24 protein-coding genes are annotated in these 20,331 nt (G+C 29.0%); 12 read left to right on the top strand and 12 right to left on the bottom strand.

All coding sequences use genetic code 11. The annotated features are described in order from the left end of the window. Window positions 1-46: 46 nt before the first annotated feature. Complete coding sequence (locus BWR22_RS10220; RefSeq protein ID WP_076733577.1) at window positions 47-1,456, bottom strand: trypsin-like peptidase domain-containing protein; 1,410 nt, start codon at window positions 1,454-1,456, stop codon at window positions 47-49. A gap of 164 nt (window positions 1,457-1,620) precedes the next feature. On the opposite strand from BWR22_RS10220, the gene dapF reads away from it, so the two are divergent. From dapF to BWR22_RS10195, 5 genes are all read left to right on the top strand, one after another. Continuing rightward, a complete protein-coding gene (dapF, locus tag BWR22_RS10215) occupies window positions 1,621-2,400 on the top strand; it encodes a diaminopimelate epimerase (protein WP_076733576.1) in 780 nt (259 codons plus the stop codon). Then, window positions 2,394-2,924: a GNAT family N-acetyltransferase gene (locus BWR22_RS10210; RefSeq protein WP_076733575.1), complete on the top strand. Its 531-nt coding sequence runs from the start codon at window positions 2,394-2,396 to the stop codon at window positions 2,922-2,924. Before dapF ends, BWR22_RS10210 begins: the two co-directional genes overlap by 7 nt. Then, complete coding sequence (mltG, locus tag BWR22_RS10205; protein ID WP_076733574.1) at window positions 2,914-3,957, top strand: endolytic transglycosylase MltG; 1,044 nt, start codon at window positions 2,914-2,916, stop codon at window positions 3,955-3,957. The genes BWR22_RS10210 and mltG overlap by 11 nt, the downstream gene beginning before the upstream one ends. A gap of 2 nt (window positions 3,958-3,959) precedes the next feature. Then, window positions 3,960-4,865 (top strand): DUF2279 domain-containing protein, encoded by a 906-nt coding sequence (locus tag BWR22_RS10200; protein ID WP_076733573.1) that lies wholly within the window; start codon window positions 3,960-3,962, stop codon window positions 4,863-4,865. A gap of 107 nt (window positions 4,866-4,972) precedes the next feature. Then, a complete protein-coding gene (locus tag BWR22_RS10195) occupies window positions 4,973-5,638 on the top strand; it encodes a peptidoglycan-binding protein LysM (protein WP_076734411.1) in 666 nt (221 codons plus the stop codon). Window positions 5,639-5,650: 12 nt separating this feature from the next. Here the strand turns inward: BWR22_RS10195 and BWR22_RS10190 are convergent, their stop codons facing one another. From BWR22_RS10190 to dnaA, 3 genes are read right to left on the bottom strand one after another with little or no spacing between them, the layout of a single operon-like run. After that, window positions 5,651-6,367 carry an SAM-dependent methyltransferase gene (locus BWR22_RS10190; protein ID WP_076733572.1) on the bottom strand — a complete coding sequence of 239 codons (717 nt, stop codon included), beginning with the start codon at window positions 6,365-6,367 and terminating at the stop codon, window positions 5,651-5,653. A gap of 5 nt (window positions 6,368-6,372) precedes the next feature. Then, entirely contained in the window at window positions 6,373-6,831 is a 459-nt protein-coding gene (locus BWR22_RS10185; RefSeq protein ID WP_076733571.1) for a low molecular weight protein-tyrosine-phosphatase, read from the bottom strand. Between the two features lie 15 nt (window positions 6,832-6,846). Then, on the bottom strand, window positions 6,847-8,274 hold the full coding sequence (gene dnaA / locus BWR22_RS10180) for a chromosomal replication initiator protein DnaA (protein WP_076733570.1): 1,428 nt from the start codon (window positions 8,272-8,274) through the stop codon (window positions 6,847-6,849). Between the two features lie 190 nt (window positions 8,275-8,464). On the opposite strand from dnaA, the gene BWR22_RS10175 reads away from it, so the two are divergent. Further along, window positions 8,465-8,863: an acyl-CoA thioesterase gene (locus tag BWR22_RS10175; RefSeq protein ID WP_076733569.1), complete on the top strand. Its 399-nt coding sequence runs from the start codon at window positions 8,465-8,467 to the stop codon at window positions 8,861-8,863. A gap of 8 nt (window positions 8,864-8,871) precedes the next feature. On the opposite strand, the gene BWR22_RS10170 is transcribed toward BWR22_RS10175, so the two are convergent. The 5 genes from BWR22_RS10170 to BWR22_RS10150 form a co-directional block, all read right to left on the bottom strand. After that, the gene (locus BWR22_RS10170) at window positions 8,872-9,486 is read right to left on the bottom strand and encodes an IMPACT family protein (RefSeq protein WP_076733568.1); all 615 of its coding nucleotides are present in this window, start codon (window positions 9,484-9,486) and stop codon (window positions 8,872-8,874) included. A gap of 5 nt (window positions 9,487-9,491) precedes the next feature. After that, window positions 9,492-10,355: an EamA family transporter gene (locus tag BWR22_RS10165; RefSeq protein ID WP_076733567.1), complete on the bottom strand. Its 864-nt coding sequence runs from the start codon at window positions 10,353-10,355 to the stop codon at window positions 9,492-9,494. Further along, window positions 10,352-10,963: an HAD family hydrolase gene (locus BWR22_RS10160; RefSeq protein WP_076733566.1), complete on the bottom strand. Its 612-nt coding sequence runs from the start codon at window positions 10,961-10,963 to the stop codon at window positions 10,352-10,354. The genes BWR22_RS10165 and BWR22_RS10160 overlap by 4 nt, the downstream gene beginning before the upstream one ends. Before the next feature lie 67 nt (window positions 10,964-11,030). After that, on the bottom strand, window positions 11,031-11,996 hold the full coding sequence (ribD, locus tag BWR22_RS10155; protein WP_076733565.1) for a bifunctional diaminohydroxyphosphoribosylaminopyrimidine deaminase/5-amino-6-(5-phosphoribosylamino)uracil reductase RibD: 966 nt from the start codon (window positions 11,994-11,996) through the stop codon (window positions 11,031-11,033). Between the two features lie 22 nt (window positions 11,997-12,018). Further along, the gene (locus BWR22_RS10150) at window positions 12,019-12,474 is read right to left on the bottom strand and encodes a hypothetical protein (RefSeq protein WP_076733564.1); all 456 of its coding nucleotides are present in this window, start codon (window positions 12,472-12,474) and stop codon (window positions 12,019-12,021) included. 73 nt (window positions 12,475-12,547) lie between these two features. Here BWR22_RS10150 and BWR22_RS10145 point away from each other — a divergent pair, with 73 nt between their 5' ends. The 6 genes from BWR22_RS10145 (at window position 12,548) to BWR22_RS14370 (ending at window position 18,155) form a co-directional block, all read left to right on the top strand. Next, the gene (locus BWR22_RS10145; RefSeq protein ID WP_076733563.1) at window positions 12,548-13,042 is read left to right on the top strand and encodes a GNAT family N-acetyltransferase; all 495 of its coding nucleotides are present in this window, start codon (window positions 12,548-12,550) and stop codon (window positions 13,040-13,042) included. A gap of 12 nt (window positions 13,043-13,054) precedes the next feature. Beyond that, window positions 13,055-13,921, top strand: coding sequence for a peptide chain release factor N(5)-glutamine methyltransferase (prmC, locus tag BWR22_RS10140; protein WP_076733562.1), 867 nt, complete (start codon window positions 13,055-13,057; stop codon window positions 13,919-13,921). Then, window positions 13,921-14,502 carry an LOG family protein gene (locus BWR22_RS10135; RefSeq protein ID WP_076733561.1) on the top strand — a complete coding sequence of 194 codons (582 nt, stop codon included), beginning with the start codon at window positions 13,921-13,923 and terminating at the stop codon, window positions 14,500-14,502. Before prmC ends, BWR22_RS10135 begins: the two co-directional genes overlap by 1 nt. A gap of 1 nt (window position 14,503) precedes the next feature. Beyond that, a complete protein-coding gene (gene ligA, locus BWR22_RS10130; RefSeq protein ID WP_076733560.1) occupies window positions 14,504-16,495 on the top strand; it encodes an NAD-dependent DNA ligase LigA in 1,992 nt (663 codons plus the stop codon). A 543-nt stretch (window positions 16,496-17,038) separates the two neighbouring features. Beyond that, entirely contained in the window at window positions 17,039-17,329 is a 291-nt protein-coding gene (locus BWR22_RS14375; RefSeq protein WP_156875596.1) for a hypothetical protein, read from the top strand. A 439-nt stretch (window positions 17,330-17,768) separates the two neighbouring features. Continuing rightward, complete coding sequence (locus BWR22_RS14370) at window positions 17,769-18,155, top strand: hypothetical protein (RefSeq protein WP_147427018.1); 387 nt, start codon at window positions 17,769-17,771, stop codon at window positions 18,153-18,155. Here the strand turns inward: BWR22_RS14370 and BWR22_RS10115 are convergent. Genes BWR22_RS10115 through BWR22_RS10105 form a run of 3 tightly spaced genes read right to left on the bottom strand, consistent with a single transcriptional unit; the run spans window position 18,147 to window position 20,268 of the window. Further along, complete coding sequence (locus BWR22_RS10115; RefSeq protein WP_076733557.1) at window positions 18,147-18,521, bottom strand: DoxX family protein; 375 nt, start codon at window positions 18,519-18,521, stop codon at window positions 18,147-18,149. The genes BWR22_RS14370 and BWR22_RS10115 overlap by 9 nt on opposite strands. Before the next feature lie 59 nt (window positions 18,522-18,580). After that, complete coding sequence (locus BWR22_RS10110; protein ID WP_076733556.1) at window positions 18,581-19,498, bottom strand: bifunctional metallophosphatase/5'-nucleotidase; 918 nt, start codon at window positions 19,496-19,498, stop codon at window positions 18,581-18,583. Window positions 19,499-19,506: 8 nt separating this feature from the next. Beyond that, window positions 19,507-20,268 carry a 5'-nucleotidase C-terminal domain-containing protein gene (locus BWR22_RS10105; RefSeq protein ID WP_076733555.1) on the bottom strand — a complete coding sequence of 254 codons (762 nt, stop codon included), beginning with the start codon at window positions 20,266-20,268 and terminating at the stop codon, window positions 19,507-19,509. Between the last annotated feature and the right edge of the window lie 63 nt (window positions 20,269-20,331).

Below are 20,331 nucleotides of genomic sequence, written 5' to 3'. Positions count from 1 at the left end.
TTTAGAATTTTCTAAAGTGCTTTTAAAAATCTTATAATTTTAAATTTTATCTAAATGCGTATTTTAAATTTTGTCCATTAGAATTAATTAACTCAATAGCTAATGGGTGATAAGGATCTTTATTCTTTATAATCTCTTTTACATCTTCAACCGAGTTAACTTCAACACCGTTTACTTTAGTTATAATATCTCCAGCTTGAATACCTTCTTGAGATAAATATTGTGCATATCCTCCAGAAATTGCTGTTATTTTAACGCCTTTTTTAACCTTATACTTTCTTAAGTCTTTAGGCTTAGCATCTTTTATAATACCAATATTAGGTATTGTTAAAGTGTTATTTTTTAATAAAGTTACTTCTGCTTGTTGTTGTACACCATTACGTAAATAATATACTGTTACTTTATCGTTAGGTCTTTTAGTATCTAAATAACCTCTTAAGTCCGAAAATTTTCTAATTTCAATATTATCAACCTTTTTAATAATATCTCCACTTTTTAATCCTGCAGCATCTGCACCAGTATCTTCATCTACATCATCTACATAAAAACCTTCTGTTTCTCCAACTCCAAGTTTTTCGGCAGCACTACTATTTAAAGAGCCACCACGAACACCTAAAATACCATTTTGTACGTTACCAAATTCCATTATATCTTGTACCACTTTCTTTGCTATATTACTTGGCACAGCAAAAGAGTAGCCTATATAAGAACCTGTTTGAGACGTAATAGCAGTGTTAATACCAATAAGTTCTCCATTAATATTTACTAGTGCTCCTCCAGAATTTCCAGGATTTACGGCAGCATCTGTTTGTATAAAAGATTGACTACTTTCTCCAGATAAATCTCTAGATTTAGCACTTATAATTCCTGCAGTTACCGTAGATGTTAAATTAAAAGGATTACCAACAGCTAATACCCATTCTCCAATTTTAGCAGTATCGCTATCACCAAAAGTTGTATAAGGTAAAGCTTCATCACTTTCAACCTTTAATAATGCAATATCTGTTTTGGGATCTGTACCAACAATAGTAGCTTCTAAAGTTCTGTTATCGTTTAAGGTAACGCTTAGTTTTTCAGAAGAATCAATAACATGGTTATTAGTAATAATATAACCATCTGGAGAAATAATTACACCACTACCAGTACCTAATTGTTTACGCTGAGGTACACGACCTAACATTAAATCTCGCATAGATGGCTGCGCGGTTGTTATAGTAATATTTTTTACATGCACTACAGCATCTAACGTTTTTTCTGCCGCATTTGTAAAATTAATACCTTCTATGGCTCCTAAATTACTATTTGATGCAGTATAATTTACAGGTTGAAAAAAAGGTTGAACTTTTTCTTCTTGTTGTGCAATTGTTTGTTCTTCTTCAAGAAAGGTTTTATATGTTCCAAGAGTAATTGCACCTCCTAATACCGAAACTAAAACCAGTGTTGCTATTTTTTTCATATAAAAATTTTTTTATTTCCTTTTAGTAAGGAATCTTAGTTAAGATTTATTAGTATAACTATAAAATTAATTTTTTTATTGCTCAATAAAATCAACTTTAACGAGAGATTAACATCAAAAATAAATTTTCAATACACTATATTTGTTCCTCTAAATTTTACTTAATGACACACACCTTTTTCAAATATCAAGGTACAGGAAATGACTTCGTTTTTATTGATAATCGTAAGGAGTTATTTAACAAAAATAATACCAAATTAATAGCGCATTTATGTAATAGACGCTTTGGTATTGGTGCGGATGGCTTAATATTGCTAGAGAATGATGAAGATGCAGATTTTAAAATGGTTTACTTTAATGCAGATGGAAACGAAAGTACAATGTGCGGAAACGGAGGCAGATGTATTGTTGCTTTTGCTAATAAACTAAACATTTTTAAAAATAAAACAACGTTTAATGCTATAGATGGTTTACACGAAGCAACAATAGATAATGGTTTTGTTAAACTTAAAATGAAAGATGTAGACGATGTAGAAGTATTTAAAGATTATGTGTTTTTAAATACAGGATCTCCACATCATGTAACATTAGTAGAAAATATAAAAGAATATAATGTTAAAAATGAAGGAGCAAAAATTAGATATGGTGCGCCTTATAATAAAGTAGGCACTAATGTAAATTTTGTTAAGCAAATAGATTCTGAAACTTTTTCAGTAAGAACTTACGAAAGAGGTGTAGAAGATGAAACTTTATCTTGCGGAACTGGAGTAACAGCAGTTGCTTTAGCAATGCATACCTTAGAAAAAACTAATACAGAAGTAGTAACCTTAAATGTAGAAGGAGGAACGCTTAAAGTATCTTTTGAAAAAACTGAAAAAGGTTATAAAAACATTTGGCTTCAAGGTCCTGCAACTTTGGTTTTTAAAGGCGAAATAGAATGGTAACATTAAAAGGTGAACATATATATTTACGCGCTTTAGAGCCAGAAGATTTAGAATTTATTCATGCTATTGAAAACGACGAGTCTATTTGGGAATTAAGTAGTACTATAACACCTTATTCAAGATTTTTAATTAAAGAGTATTTAGAACATGCTCACAAAGATATATACGAAGTAAAACAATTACGTTTATTAATTTCAGATTATAATAATGTAAAAATTGGTTTAATAGACGTATTCGATTTTGATGTAAAAAACCAACGCGCAGGTATTGGAATTTTAATTCATAATGCTAATAATAGAGGTAAAGGTTATGGAAAAGAAGCACTTTCTCTATTAGTAAAATACTGTTTTATGCACTTAGATTTGCATCAATTATATTGTAATATTTCTGAAAACAACATGGCAAGTATTGCACTTTTTGAAAATGAAGGTTTTGAAAAAGTAGGATTAAAAAAGGACTGGAATTTCCATAACGGACACTATAAAAACGAATATTTATACCAACTTATTAATAATGTACATTAAAAAAATTATCACAGCCATTGCTATTATTGGCTTAGCAATAGCAGCTTATTTTGCTTATTTTATTTACGGAGCAATGTTAAAACCTAATACAGCATTTAATAATAAAGAAGCTTATATTTTTGTTCCAACCAATGCAACTTATTCAGAAGTTAGGGAGCAATTGGAACCTTTGTTAAAAGATATTGATGGTTTTGATGCACTTGCAGAGCAAAAAAAATATACTACTAATATTAAATCAGGTCGTTTTGTTATAAAAAAAGATATGAGTAATAATGATATTATTAATTCTATAAGAAGTAATAATATACCACTTAAAATAGCCTTTAATAATCAAGAACGTATTGAAGATTTAGCTGGCCGTATAGCTTTTCAAATAGAAGCAGATAGTTTGTCTTTATTAAAAGCAATGACGCATCCTGAATTTTTAAAGAAAAACGGATTTACAACCGAAACTGTTTTAGGAATGTACATACCTAATAGTTACGAAGTTTACTGGAATACTTCTGCAGAGAGTTTTAGAGATAAAATGCTAAAAGAATACCATAGATTTTGGAATCCATCTAGAACCAAAAAAAGAAAAGCACTTAACTTATCTACTAACGAAGTCATGTCTATAGCGGCAATTGTACACAAGGAAACAGCAAAAGTAGATGAGCGTCCTAGAGTTGCTGGAGTATATTTAAATAGAATAAAAAAAGGAATGCCTTTACAAGCAGATCCTACAGTAATTTATGCTGTTAAAAAACAATCGGGAGATTTTAAACAAGTTATAAAAAGAGTACTTTATAAAGATTTAGAAATAGACTCTAAATATAATACTTACAAATACGCAAATATACCTCCAGGCCCAATTTTTATGCCAGATGTTTCAGCAATAGATGCTGTTCTAAATCCAGAAAAGCATGATTATTATTATTTTGTAGCTAATGTAAATAACTTTGGTTATCATAAATTTGCTAAAACTTTATCACAACATAACGTAAACAAACGTGAGTATGTAGCGTGGATAAATAAACAAGGTGTTAATAGATAAAAGTGAAACGTTTTCTACTCTTTCTTTTTTTCTTTAATTTCTTATTTAGCTTAATAGCACAACAAAATAGTTTTTTTAAACCTAGTGATACTTTAAATATAAAACGAAGAAATGCAGTAGTAATTTCAGAAGCTACTGTTGGCGGTTTAACACTTTTAGGTTTAAATCAACTTTGGTATTCAGATTACGAACGTTCAAAATTTCATACAATAAACGATAATAGTGAGTGGCTTCAAATGGATAAGTTAGGTCACGTTTTTTCTGCTTATCAACTTGGTAGTTTTGGAGCAAAAACATTAAAATGGAGTGGTGTTAGAAAAAAAGATCAACTTTTATATGGTGCAACTTTAGGCTTTTCTTTTCTTACTGCTGTAGAAATTTTAGATGGTTTTTCTAGTGAGTGGGGATTTAGTTGGGGAGACTTTACTGCAAATACAGCCGGAACTGGATTGTATATTGGTCAAGAACTTTTATGGAAAGAGCAACGTATTGTTATGAAATATTCTTTTCATAGAACTAAGTATGCTTCACAAAGACCAGATAAACTTGGAAATGGCTTTTTAGAAGAAGCATTAAAAGATTATAATGGACAAACGTACTGGTTATCTGCAAATCTTCATTCTTTTTTGCCAGATACTAAAATACCAAAATGGTTAAACCTAGCTATAGGTTATGGAGGAGAAGGTATGTTGTCTGGAGATAAAACTCTTATAGTAGATAATAATCTTATTAATCAAAATAGAAAGAGACAATTTTACATAAGTTTAGATGTCGATTTGACAAAAATTAAAACTAATTCTGAACTATTAAAGACGTTTTTTAGCGTTTTTAATACTATAAAAATACCATTTCCAACTGTGGAGTTTACCGATAAAAATAGCGTAAAGCTCCATCCTATCTACTTTTAAAGCACTTAAACGATTGATTTTCAGTATTAAAAAAAAGGTTGTACATTTGCACTCGAAATTTTAGGCACGCTTATTGTTTAATAGCTGCTTTAAAAAATCAAATGGTTATGAATAAAAAAAATATTGCAAAGTTAGTTTTATTAGCGTTTACAATATGTATTTTAATTGTAGTATCGCTTTCAAACAAATCTTATACTAAAGATTATGCTATACTGGTTAAAAATAACACAGAAGATATAGCATTAAGTAATTCAATTGAGCAAAATAAAAATGCCAATGTTTCATTTAAAAATCAATTCTCTCCAAAATTAGGAAAATCGTTCAACGGTTTTAAAGAGCAATTAGGTTTTAAAGAATCTCAAAACGATTATTTTAGAGTTAACACTTTAGGTTATTTAGGTAAATACCAATTTGGAAGAAGTACTTTAAAGCTTATAGGTATTAATGATACTCAACTCTTTTTAAATACTCCAGAATTGCAAGAAAAAGCATTTATAGCAAATGCAGAGCGTAACAAATGGGTATTAAGAAAAGATATAAAACGTTTTGTTGGTAAAAAAATTAATGGAATTGAGGTTACAGAATCTGGTATTTTAGCAGCAGCACATCTTGCTGGTCCAGGTGGAGTAAAAAAATACCTAAGAAGCTATGGCTCTAATGGTTTTGAAGATGCTTATGGAACTTCTATTAAGTATTACATGAAACGTTTTCATGGTTATGATACATCAAAAATTAAAGCAAATAAAAAAGCTAAAGTATCTGTTAATGCTTAATTAATAAGTTATTTAACTTTTATGAATTATAAATAACGTTGGTCTTTTATGGAGGTCAACGTTATTTTTTTTCCAGCTGTTTGCCGACATTGTTTTTATAAATTCTGAAGGTAAAGTAATATCGCAAGCCACGCAGATATTTGTGTTACCATTTAATGTATTACACAAGTCTTCAAGAAATTTATTATTTCTATATGGAGTTTCAATAAATAATTGAGATTGATTTTGCTCGAAAGATAAACGCTCTAAGCGTTTTATTTCTTGCTTTCTTTCGTGCTTATCTATTGGCAAATAGCCATTAAAAGCAAAACTTTGACCATTCATACCAGAACTCATCATTGCCATTAATATTGACGATGGACCAACTAATGGCACTACTTGTATATTATTTTCGTGTGCAAGTTTTACAATATCTGCACCAGGATCTGCAACACCTGGACAACCAGCTTCAGATAGTAATCCAATATTTAATCCTTTTTTACATGGTTCTAAAAAAGTTGGGAGTTCTTCTATTTGGGTGTATTTATTTAATGCAAATAATGTTAAGCTAGATTGTATTTTAGATGGACATATTTTTTTAATGTCTCGTCTTGCGGTTTTTTCATTTTCGACAATAAAAATATCAACTTGTTCAATTGTATTTTTTACAGTTATAGGTAAAACCTGTAATGGATCTGTGTCTCCTAAGGTTGTAGGAATTAGATAAAGTTTTCCGTAAGATTCGTTCATTTAATTTATTGTTGTTTTAACCTAGTAGCTATTACATTACATGCTTCGTCTAACATATTATATACGTCGTCGAAACCAGAATCGCCACCATAATATGGGTCTGGAACTTCTAAATCTTTATTAGGATGACTTTCGTTTAAAATAAGCTTTACTTTAGCAATATCTTTAGGGTTTCTAGCCATTTTTACAATGTTGGAAAAGTTAGATTTATCCATAGCGTAAATAAAGTCGAAGTTTTCAAAATCTTCAACCTTAAACTGTCTTCCTCTTTGGTTAGTAATATCTAAGCCGTTTTTTTTAGCAACAGCAATAGAGCGTTTATCTGGTAAACTCCCTATGTGGTAATTACTTGTTCCTGCAGAATCTATTTTAAAATGTTCTGTATTTAATTTTGAATCTAATATACCGTGAGCCAGTGGTGAGCGACAGATGTTTCCGAGGCAAACCATTAAAATTTTAATCATAATTCTGATTTTTTTTTAGACCGACAGCTTTTTTGTCAAGTCTTCAACATACTTTCTAAATTGCTTATCTGTAGAAGATAAGTTGTCAACTGTTTTACAAGCATGTAAAACGGTAGCGTGGTCACGTTTTCCAATTTGAGAGCCAATACTTGCTAAAGATGCTTTTGTTAATTTCTTTGCAAAAAACATAGCTAATTGTCTAGCTTGAACAATATGGCGCTTTCTTGTTTTAGACTGAAGCGTATCAACATCCATTTGAAAATAATCTGATACAACTTTTTGTATATAATCTATAGAAACCTCACGTTTAGTATTTTTTACAAACTTTTCTACTACTTGTTTAGCTAGTTCTATATTAATCTCTTTTTTGTTGAAAGATGATTGTGCAATTAAAGAAATAATGGCACCTTCTAATTCTCGAATATTAGATTTAATATTTTTAGCAACGTACTCTATAATATCATCTGGCATTTCTACACCATCTCGATATAATTTGTTTTTAAGTATAGAAACACGTGTTTCAAAATCTGGTGTTTGTAGTTCTGCACTTAATCCCCATTTAAAACGAGATAATAAGCGTTGCTCTATATCTTGCATATCTACCGGTGCTTTGTCACTTGTTAAAATAACTTGCTTTCCGTTTTGGTGTAAATGGTTAAAAATATGAAAGAAAACATCTTGTGTTCCAGATTTTCCAGATAAAAATTGTACATCATCAATTATTAGAACATCTATTAATTGGTAAAAATGAATAAAATCATTTCTATTATTTTTCTTAACAGAGTCAATATATTGTTGTGTAAATTTTTCAGCAGAAATATATAAAACTGTTTTTTCTGGATATTTATCTTTAATATCTACACCTATAGCGTGTGCTAAATGTGTTTTTCCTAAACCAACACCTCCAAAAATTAATAATGGATTAAAAGATGTTCCTCCTGGTTTTGCCGAAACAGCTAAACCAGCACTTCGTGCTAAACGGTTAGAGTCACCTTCTAAAAAATTATCAAAATTATAATTTGGGTTAAGTTGAGATTCAATTTTTACATTACGAATTCCAGGTATTACAAATGGATTACGTAATTCTCTATCCTTATTTTTTAAAGGCACATCTACATCTTGAGCTTTTACTGAAGAACGATTAGAACTTGGAATGCGCTCTGTAAAAGGTTGCTTGTTACCATAAGTGTTTTCCATTTTTATAATGTAAACAAGCTTGGCAGTTTCTCCTAATTCTTTTGTAAGTGCTACTTTTAAAATTTTAACATAATGCTCTTCAAGCCACTCGTAAAAGAATTTACTAGGTACTTGTACACTTAAAGCATTATCTGTAAGCTTTACTGCAACGATTGGTTCGAACCAAGTTTTGTAGGCTTGAGGTTGGATATTGTCCTTTATAAAATTAAGACAGTTATTCCAGACCGATTGCGCAGTTATACTCATGTTAATTTTTTATATTTTTAAGTTAGTTGATTTACAGACGAAATATTGGGACATTGGCCGTCTGTTTTGTGCTTGGCAAATATGTGAACAAAAAACTTAAAAAAAAAATCATTTACTATTGAATATTTAGTTTTTTTTCCTCATACTGATATCGTAAACGAAACTACAAAAAAAATATCACAATTATAGAATGAAAACTGATAAAATTGATATAAGAGTTAGATATGCAGAAACCGATCAAATGGGTGTTGTTCATCACGGAAATTACGCATTATATCTAGAAATTGCAAGAATTGAATGGTTAAGGAAATTAGGAATTTCTTATAAAAAAATGGAGGAAAGTGGTATTGGTCTTCCGGTTGTGTCTTTAAGTGTAAAATATAAGAAATCTATTAAATATGATGATGTAATTACTGTTAAAACAACACTTAAAAATAAGCCTTCTGTTAAGGTTGAATTTGATTTTGAAATACTGAATGATTTGGGTGAAATTCTTTCAACAGCAAATGTAGTTTTAGTATTTGTTGATTTAAAGACAAATAAACCTACAAGACCTCCAGAATATTTTTTAAAAGCTTTAAGTGAATAATTTTAATATTAGACCTTTTTAATTGATACTTTATATATAGAGTCGAAAATATTGTAAATAGCTTTGGCATCTTTTTTCCTAACAGAAATAGTTACTTCGCAGTCTAATTCTAGTTTTTGGTTGGTAATATTTAAGTTTTTTTCTTTAATAATACGCATTACTTTATTCATTAATTCGTATTCAAAACTTATAACAAATTCAATGTTTATTGTAAGTTCTTTAATACTTGATGCTTCTAAAGCTAATTGAGCTCCCGTTTTATAAGCGTTTATTAAACCTCCAACACCTAGTTTTACACCACCAAAATAACGAACAACTACTATTAGTATATTAGTTACATCGAATGATTGTATTTGGCCATATATAGGCATTCCAGCACTATTGTTTGGTTCTCCATCGTCGTTTGCGCGGTAAACAATGTTTTCGGTTCCAATTTGGTAGGCGTAGCAAAAATGTCCTGCTTTTTGATGTTGCTCTTGTAAGTTTTCAAGGTGGCTTTTAATGTCTTCTTCAGTTTTAACAGGAAATGCATAACAAAAAAACTTAGAGTTCTTGTCTTTAAAAAGTACTTCTTTAGAAGGTTTTAAAATTGTTTTGTATATATCACTTTTATTATCCGCCATAATAATTATGCTAATGTTACTAATATAATAGATACTATTGCTAATGCAATACCAAACCAGTTTTTTAAACTTAACTTTTCTCTAAAAAAACTGAGGCCAACTAGTGTAGATATCATAACAATAGCAACATTGTTAAGAGTAAAAATTATAGAACTTTCAAATTGGTCTATTTGTAAAGCTTTTAAAAGCATATAAATAGAGTAATAATTTATAATGCCTAAAATTAATCCAGAATATATGCTACGAAAATCTATTTTTAATGCACCTTTTATCGCTTTCGCGGAAAGAATAGTAATTCCTATTAAACCAGAAATAGCAAAGATAATAGCCGAAAACAAGTGAGTTTCTATTGTAGAAACATAGGTTGTTTCAATATATTTTAAAGTTGTATCTATAATTCCAGAACCAATAAATAAAATTACTGGTAACCATACATTTTTTAGTTTAACTGTGCTAGTTTTTACCTTAATAGAAGTTAAATAAACAGCAATTAATGCTAGCGAAATGCCTAATAGTTTTTGAGGACTTAAATTCTCGTTGTATGCATATATGCCAAAGACAATTGGTATAACAACACTCATTTTACTAGCAACCGAAGCAACCGAAAGCCCATTTTTTTGAGCTGTTAAAGCCACTACATTAAATATTGTAATAAATAAAAAGCCTAAAAAAACTGCGCCATAAAACCATTGTTTATTAATTATTGAGGTTAATGTTATAGTTTCTGTAGCGCTTGTAATACCAATTGTAAATGCAACAAAATAATTAACTATAATTGTTTGAAGTGTGTTTATTTTGTATTTAGAAAGTAATTTAAATAGAACAAAAACAAGTGTAGAGGCTAATATGCTAATAATTAGATATATCAAAATAAGTTGTTTTTTATGGTAAACAAATCGATTATATCTTCAGTTTTTGGGTTGTTATTCCATACATGAATACCAAGTTTAGCAGCAGCTTGAGTATTCTCTATTGTATCGTCTATAAAAAGGCAGTCTTCGGCTTTTAAATTGTTTTCTTTTAATACAAATTCAAAAATATTGGTATTAGGTTTTCTTAAATTTATTTCATGTGATAAATAAAAAACATTAAAAGCAGATTTAAATTCTTCATAAAAAGGAACATTCTCTTTTATGCAATTAATATGAAGTTCGTTTGTATTACTAAGTAGAATAAGATTATACTTGTTTTCTTTAGCTAATTGTTTTATAAAATCTAATCGTTTAGGAGGAAAGTCGCATAAAATGTAATTCCAAGCTTCAATAATCTCTTTTTTAGATAGTTTAGGAAAGTTTTGAGTGTAAAACTCTATAAATTCAGCAGTAGAAATTAAGCCTTGCTCGTATAGTGTGTTTATGGCTATTAATTCTTCAGAAAGTTCTTCTAATTCAAATAACTCTAAAGCATTTAACATGGCTCCTTCTTTATCAAGATTAATAAATACGTCTCCGAAATCGAATATTATAGTTTTTATCATTTAGTATTGTTATGCTTTTATTTGTGTGTTTTACAAGTAAGAGAATTGTGTGTTTTAAACGTTTAAATTAATGTTTACGTTCGTAAATTCTCAACACGTCATTAAAAATTGTTTGTTCAGAAATTAAATTTCCAGAAAAAACAGGAGCTTTAACGCCTTCTTTAAATTCTATAGCTCCTTTAAATACTCTTGCTTCATCCCAAAGTTCTTTGTCTATAAACAACTGAAGTGTTTTTGCTCCGCCTTCTATAATTATAGAATTAATATTTTTTTTATATAAATATTGGCAAGTTTCTTTTAAAGACTGCTCTTTAATAATTAAAGTTTCAGCTTCAGTATTAAAAATATTATACGCTTTAGAAAGCAAATTGTTTTTATCTAAAACTACACGGATTGGGTTTTCGCCAGTCCAATCTCTAACAGTTAAACTTGGGTTATCTTTAACTACTGTATTGGTCCCTACTAAAATGGCTTGTTCTTCTGCACGCCATTTATGTACTAATTGTCTTGATGTTTTATTAGTAATCCAAATAGGTTTTTGTTCATTTTTTGTTGCAGGTGCTATAAATCCATTGTTAGTTTCTGCCCATTTTAATATAATATAAGGACGTTGTTTGTTGTGGAAAGTAAAAAAGCGTTTATGGTGCGCCTTACATTTAGATTCTAAAACGCCAACAGTAACTTTGCATCCAGAATCTATTAATTTTTTTATTCCTTTTCCAGCAACTTCAGGATTATCATCTACACATCCAATAACTACGTTAGGTATTTTATAATGTATAATTAAATCGCTGCATGGAGGTGTTTTTCCATAATGAGAACAAGGTTCAAGCGTTACGTAAAGTGTGCTTTGTTGTAAAAGAGATTTGTCTTTAACTGCATTTATTGCATTTACTTCGGCATGGTTACCACCGTATTTACTTGTAAAACCTTCACTTATTATTTTGTTATTATATACTATTACAGCACCAACCATAGGATTTGGACGAGTTTTTCCTAATCCGTTTTTGGCAATTTGTATTGCTCGGTGCATATATGTTTGGTGTGTATTCAAATTAAATTTTAATTTTTACATCTTCAATTTCATCGATATTGTATTTATGGGAAAATCCAAAAACTTTATATTTAATTTCACCTTGGTATTGTACTTTAACTGTTTTATTAAGTACGCTACTTAATAAACCACTAAGGTTATTAAGATTTAAAATTTTACTAGTAGGAATATTTGCTGATAACGGAATTGAAAAATCTTTTTTTGCAGGTACATCAAATTCTTTAGAAGATACAGTGGCAGCTTCAATACCATTTACGGTAATAATAATGCCTTCGGTTTCCAGTTTTCCGCCAACATTGTTTGGGTTGTTAAAAAAAGCGTCTGCGGTAACAACAATAAATTCGCTATTAGACTCTGCAACTGCTATATTTTCAACACGCAAAAATTCTGGTTTTTCCTTAAATTTACAGCTTAAAAAGCAACATGTAATTGTTAATAAGATTATAAGTTTCTTCATCTTGATTTTTTTAATTTAATTGGTATTGCTGTATATTCAACCTCAAAATACTGCGTAAAAATACTATAATAAAGTGAGTAAAAATAATATGGTTATTAGAGAAATTATGCTTGAAGATAATGCGCAGATAGAAGGTGTTATACGTGCATGTTTTCCAGAATTTAATATTCCTTTAAAAGGTACTGCTTATGCAGATCCAGAAACAAAAAGAATGTATCAATCTTACAAAAATAAAAACGATGTTTACTATGTAATCGATGTTGATGGAGAAATACTTGGTGGAGCAGGTATAAAAACTTTAAAGGGTTTTAAAAGTACAGTTTGCGAACTTCAAAAAATGTACTTTTCACCAAAAATTAGAGGAAAAGGTTATGGTAAACTATTGTTTAAAAAATGTATAGATTCTGCAAAAAAGATGGGTTATAAGCAGTGTTATATAGAGTCTGCTCCACAATTAAAAGCTGCAATTCATATTTACGAATCATTTGGTTTTAAACATTTAAAAGAGCCATTAGGTGATACAGGACATAACTCTTGTTCAATATGGATGATTAAAGATTTATTATAAATAAAGTTAATTGTGTTAGTAAAAGATTTAGAAAATATATTTCACGAAACATTAGATGTTATTTATGGCAAAGAAGAAGTGTCTAGTTTTTTCTTTTTGTGTACAGAGGCTTTTTATAATATTTCAAGATTAGATATAGCCTTAAATAGAAAAATTTCTATAACAAAGGAAGAGCAGCAACCAATTTTTAATGCTTTAGAAGCATTAAAAAAAGAGCAGCCTATTCAATATATATTAGGTGAAACCGAATTTTTTGGTTTACCATTTAAAGTTAATGAAAATACATTAATACCAAGACCGGAAACGGAAGAGTTGGTGCAGTTAATAATAGACTCTAAAAAAAGTAAAACATCAACTCAATTATCAATTTTAGATATTGGAACCGGAAGTGGTTGTATAGCTATTGCTTTAGCAAAAAACTTAAATAATGCACAACTGTATGCTTTAGATGTTTCGGAAAAAGCAATAGAAAAAGCTAAAGAAAATGCCACTTTAAATAATGTAGATATTAATTTTCTAGAAGGAAGTATTTTAAAAGATGATGATTGTAACACATTATTTAAAAATTTAGAGTTTAATATTATAGTATCTAATCCGCCTTATGTTCGTAATTTGGAAAAGGTAGAAATACAAAATAACGTTTTAAATAACGAGCCACATTTGGCATTATTTGTAGAAGATAATGATCCTTTAATATTTTATAGAGCGATTACAAAATTTGCCAAAAATAAATTGAAACAAAACGGACAATTATTCTTCGAAATAAACGAGTACTTAGGAGAGGAAACCAAGGATTTAGTTGAAAGTTTTGGGTTTAAAAATGTAGAAATATTAAAAGATATTTTTAATAAAAACCGAATGTTAAAAGCAAATATATAATGAATAGTATTGCGGTTTTTTGTGGAGCAAGTTTAGGAAATGATAATATAATAATTTCCGAAGCTCATGCTTTAGGTAAAACTTTAGCACAAAATAATATTACCTTGGTTTATGGAGCAGCAAAAATTGGTATCATGGGAGTTGTTGCTAAAGGTGTTTTAGAAAATAACGGAAAGGTATTAGGTATAATTCCTAATTTTTTAAAAACTAAAGAAATTGTTAGTGAAGATTTAACGCAGTTAATAGTAACTAATAATATGCACGATCGTAAAGTTAAAATGTACGAAAAAAGCGATGGATTTATAGTTATACCTGGTGGTTTTGGAACCATGGATGAGTTTTTTGAAATTACAACTTGGGGACAATTAGGTTTACATATTAAGCCAATAGGTATTTTAAACATAAATGGTTATTATGATGCTTTAATACAACAAAGCAAGGTGATGGTGTCTAAAGGTTTTTTAAGTGAAGAAAACTTTAAAGCAGTTGTAATTGATAATACTATAGACGGATTGCTAGATAAAATGAACAGTTTTAAGCCATTGCCAGCGCCAAAATGGTTAAATAAAGATAGATTATAGAATGACAATACAAGAAAAAATAAACCAACTTCGTAACACACTTCGCGAACATAATTATAATTATTATGTGCTAGATAATCCTACGATTAGTGATTATGATTTCGATATAAAATTAAAAGAACTTCAAGCTTTAGAAGAAGCAAATCCAGAATTTTATGATGCTAATTCCCCAACTTTACGAGTTGGAGGAGAGGTTACAAAAAATTTTAATACCGTAACTCATGAGCATAGAATGTATTCTTTGGATAATTCATATTCTTTAGAAGATTTAAAAGATTGGGAAACTAGAATTAAAAAGTTAGTAGATGGAGATGTTGCTTACACATGCGAACTTAAATACGACGGAGCTTCAATAAGTTTAACATACGAAAATGGAAGTTTAGTAAGAGCAGTAACAAGAGGAGATGGTTTTCAGGGAGACGATGTAACTACAAATATTAAAACTATTAAATCTGTACCTTTAAAATTAAAAGGTAGTTATCCTTTAAAATTCGACATTCGTGGAGAAATAGTTTTGCCTTTTGATGGCTTTGTTAAAATGAATGAAGAGCGTGTAGCAAATGGAGAGGAACCGTATAAAAATCCTAGAAATACTGCTTCAGGAAGCTTAAAGTTGCAAGATAGTGCAGAGGTTGCTAAGCGACCTTTAGAATGTTTGTTGTATAACTTAACAGGAACTAATTTAGGTGTTGAAAATCAATTTGAAAGTTTGGTAAAAGCAAGGCAAATGGGCTTTAAAGTTCCAAACGAAGCGCGCTTATGTAATTCTATTGAAGAGGTTTTTCAATTTATAAATCATTGGGATAAAGAAAGGCATAATCTTCCTTACGAAACAGATGGAGTAGTAGTTAAAGTTAATAATTTATATCAACAAGAAGAATTAGGTTATACAGCTAAAGCGCCTCGTTGGGCAATGGCATACAAGTTTAAAGCAGAGCAAGTATCTACTATTTTAAAAGAGATAACATATCAAGTGGGTAGAACAGGAGCAATTACTCCAGTTGCTAATTTAGAACCTGTTGAATTAGCAGGAACCATTGTAAAAAGAGCATCTTTACATAATGCAGACCAAATTGAAAAGTTAGATATACGTGTAAACGATGAAGTTTTTGTAGAAAAAGGAGGAGAGATAATTCCTAAAATTATAGCTGTAGACTTGTCTAAAAGACCTTTAAATTCTGAGCCAACACAATATATAACACATTGTCCAGAGTGCCAGACACCGTTAGAAAGAGTGGAAGGTGAGGCAAAACATTTTTGTCCAAATTATAATGGTTGCGAACCACAGGTTGTGGGAAGAATACAACATTTTATTTCTAGAAAAGCTATGGATATAGATGGTTTAGGAGGAGAGACTGTTGCACTTTTGGTAAAAGAAGGTTTAATTACTAATTATGCAGATTTATATGCACTTAATAAAGAGCAAGTAATGCCTTTAGAAAGAATGGCTGAAAAAAGTGCAGAAAACTTAATTAATGGTATTGATGCTTCAAAGCAAATACCTTTTGAGCGTGTTCTATTTGCTATTGGAATTCGTTTTGTTGGAGAAACGGTTGCAAAAAAATTAGCTAAACATTATAAAAGTATTGAAGCTTTAGCGAATGCTTCTATTGAAGATTTAGAGAAAGTAGATGAAATAGGTGTTAAAATTGCAGAAAGTGTTGTTGCTTTTTTTGCTTCAGAGGAAAATGTAAATACTATACGAAGACTTAAAGAGTTTGGTGTTCAGTTAGAGGTTTCTGCAGAAAAATTGGCTAATTTAACAAATAAATTAGAAGGTAAATCTTTTGTTGTTTCGGGTGTCTTTACTCAAGTTTCTAGAACAGAGCTTAAAAAGCTTATAGAAGATAATGGCGGTAAAAATGTAAGTTCTATATCTTCTAAAACAGATTTTGTAGTTGCTGGCGATAAAATGGGACCAAGTAAAAGAGATAAGGCAGAGAAATTAAATATTCCGTTAATAACTGAAACAGATTTTTTAAATATGCTTTAATTTTAAAATATAAAAGAAACTTGTAAATAGTTTATGGTTAAAATATGTTTTTTATTTTTTGTTTCTTATTAATTGAAACCGTTAATTTGGTATTTCATTACCTTTAAGCCCTTTATGTCCAAGCAAATCAGATTTATTATTGTAGCCGCTATTATTATTTTAATAATAGTGCTTTTAGATGTGTTTGGGTTTAGCACAATATCTTATAATTTAGAGCTAATGTTTGTTCCTGTTTTAGCATTGTTCTATTTTTTTAAAAAAGGAGCTAAAAGTATTACATTAATACTGTTTTTTTTGTGTTATACAGTAGGAGAACTTGTTAGTATGTTTCTGTATAATCCAGACGAAAACATTTATTATTACTTATGTAATATTTCTTACATAATGGCATATTTTTTTCTTATTCTATATGTTGTAAATAGCTTAAATTTTAAAATAATATTTAAAAAATATCTTTTTTACTTTATAGTTTTATTAGTGTTAAGTGTTTATATACTTTATTTTTTTAAAAATCTAGTGGAGCCTATAAACTTTGAATCCCAAGTGGAATTAGCAGTTCATATTGTAGAGTTTTTATATAATTTATCTTTAGTTGTACTGTTATCTTTATCTTTTTTAAGCTATATCCAAAGTAGTGTAAGGGAGCGCTTGGTATTGTTTCTGTCGTGTTTTTTAATAGCTTTTTCAGAATTTATACTTATTGCATATTATTTTATTGATGAAGATACGCCATTAGGTTATGTTTCTACAGTGTTTTTCTTTTTTGGAGTGTCGTTGCTCTATAGCCATATTCTTATAGCACCTGAAGAGGAAACGAATAGTTTGCTTGTATAGTTTTTCTTTCAAATACAATTTAATTACGTGTATTTCGTCGATTAAGTGTATATTTTAACGTTTATTGGTTTATTTTCTTATATATTTACTTTCCCTTAAATCTATTATAATGAAAATCACAAAATTACAGTGTATAACAAGCCTTCTTGTTATAATCACTTGTTTGTTTATGGTTAGCGTCTTGTTTGACCTTGTTAAACTATCAAGCTATTTAAGAGCTTTTATACTTTCTTTTTTAGTGTGTTTATATTTTACCGTATCAGAAAATAAAAGTAAATTTTTTGCAATTTTTTTAATTTCTTCCGCGTTTGCAGAGTTTATAAAGGCTTTTAGTTATTTTGATGTTAGTGTTTTACCTAGAATTAGTAATATCGCTTATATATTTGGCTATTTAAACTTACTGTTATATATAGCTAAGCGTATTAATTTAAAAATATTAATGAGTAAATTTAAATTACCAATTTTTGTACTATTTATATTTAATGGTTATTTAATATTTACCTTAAATCAAATGATTTTAGCAGATAGTACTATTAAAGTTTATACATTAGATTTTTTAATAGAATGCCTTTATAATATTAGCATATTATTATTGCTTTCTTTTTCATTAATTAACTATTTGTATCATGATTCTAAAAAAGGATTAATACTTTTTTTAGCAAGTGTTTGTATTGTGTTTTCTGAAACAGTAAGAGTGGCATATGTGTTTGTTTCTTCAGATTATATACTAAGTGTAATTTATTCTATACTTTTAATTATAGGTTTCTCTCTTGTGTATTTTTATATTGTTTCTAAAATGAATAAATATTATAAAGTATTATTTTAAAAACGGAATGTTTTTTCTGTTGTAGAATAAAACAATACAAGAAAGAATAAATGTTATTAATGCTGTATAAAATAATATGCCATTATCTCCATTAACACTTATTCCAAGTTGTGTTATGTGTAAAAATATTGCGCCGCCAATTATACCAATAGTAAGTAGAGCTCCAACCCATACTGTTTTAGGGATTAATAGTAATATACCAGCAACAAGCTCTAAAATTCCAATAGCAATACGACCGTAAGGCTCCATGCCAACTTGAGTGAAAATGTAAACGCTATCTGGATGTCCAGTAAATTTATATCTTAAAGTTTGTATTAAAATAATGGCAATAACAATGCGTAATCCTAATAGTATTTTGGCTCTCATAAAAGCATAATGTTAATAATTAATAACTACTAAGTTTAGTCGTTATTAATTATTATTTATTACACTATTATAGAAGTTCCATTTGCAGTTTTGTTTTTGTCAGCATCAAAAAAGAAATCAATTTTACCTAAATTAATACCATAACAACCTACTTGGTTTACTAATACGTTTTTACCATCTTTATTTTGTGCTACTGTAGGCTTTGGTAAAAAAGTGTGTGTATGGCCACCAATAATTAAATCGATATCTCTTGTTTCTTTTGCAAGAACAAGGTCACAAATTTTATTTGGGTTTTTTGAGTAATAATATCCTAAATGAGATAGGCAAATAACTAAGTCGCATTGCTCTTCATTTTTTAAAATTCTAGACATATCTGTAGCAATCTCTACAGGATCTAAATACTCTGTTTCTTTATACATTTTTTTGTCAACTAAGCCATCTAGCTTAATACCTAAACCAAAAACACCAATTTTAATACCTTCTTTCATAAACACATGATAAGGTTTAACATGCGTATCCATTATTGTATTTTTAAAATTATAATTAGCAGATAAAAATTTAAAATCGGCATGAGGTAATTGCGCATACAAACCATCTATACCATTGTCGAAATCATGATTACCAATAGTTGCAGCATCATATTTCATTTTAGACATAAGTTTAAATTCTAATTCGCCGCCATAATAGTTAAAATATGGAGTGCCTTGAAAAATATCACCAGCATCTAATAAAAGTGTATTTGGATTTTCATTTCTAATAGACTCAACTAAACTTGCGCGTCTAGCAACTCCGCCTTGGTTAGCGTTTCTGCCATCTTCTGGGCTAAAAGGATCTATATGGCTATGCACATCGTTTGTATGCAGTATTGTTATTTTTTTTGTTTTTATTGCCGAATTACAAGATTGAAAACCAAATCCACCAAGAGTTACTAATGCTGTGGCAGCCGATGATTTTTGAATAAATGTTCTACGTTTCATTTTTTTAATTATTTGGTTTGGGTAAATCTGTTATCAATTTTCGGGTTAATAGTATCTACTTTTTTAAAGTAATCAATCATAGCATTTCTAATTTTATAATCTAAATAATAAACAGAGTCGTTAGGTTTAAAAAAACGCATTCTGTCTCCACCGTCATATAAATAATCGTTAGTTGCTACATAGTAAGTTTTGTCTTTTTCTATTGGTTTTTTATTAACTAAAGCATTAGAAATTTTATAGTTTTTGTCTAAAGTTAATGTTATACCACGAACAGGATGAGCTCTTTTAGCTTCACTTAAATAATGCATCATACTGTCTATTTGTTGTCCTTTAAGAGCTACAACAACAATGCTGTTTTCAAAAGGCATAACTTTAAAAGCTGTTTCTGTGGTAATGTTTCCTTTAGAAATTATGGATCTAATGCCACCATGATTTAATAAAACAATGTCAATATTTTTACCAGTTCTTTTGTTAAATATTGGGTTTCCTTCAGAAAAAACAACATCTGCCATTAAATTACCAATAGCTGTATTTAAGTCGCCATCACTTTTTGTATAAGTTTTTGGAGCATAAGATAATACTCTATGCATATCTTTTTCTAGTTGTTCTCTATATGGTGAAATTAAAGAGTCAAAATCTTTATCTAATTCAAGGCTATCTTTTATAGCAATTTGTTTACCTTCAATTTTAGAAATTGAATACGGTTCTTGTTTACATGAGTAAATGAAAATAAGAAGTAGCGTTAAATTTAATAAGTGTTTTTTTTTCATGTGTAATACTTAGTTTTTTTTAGAAAACATGTGGTCGATTTTCCTACTTTTGTACAAAGTTTA

Origin of the sequence: Lacinutrix venerupis (assembly GCF_001971745.1) — a bacterium.
Classification (GTDB): Bacteria; Bacteroidota; Bacteroidia; order Flavobacteriales; family Flavobacteriaceae; genus Lacinutrix; species Lacinutrix venerupis.
The sequence above is the reverse complement of the archived record's forward strand: the minus strand, read 5'-3'. Positions and strand labels throughout refer to the sequence as shown.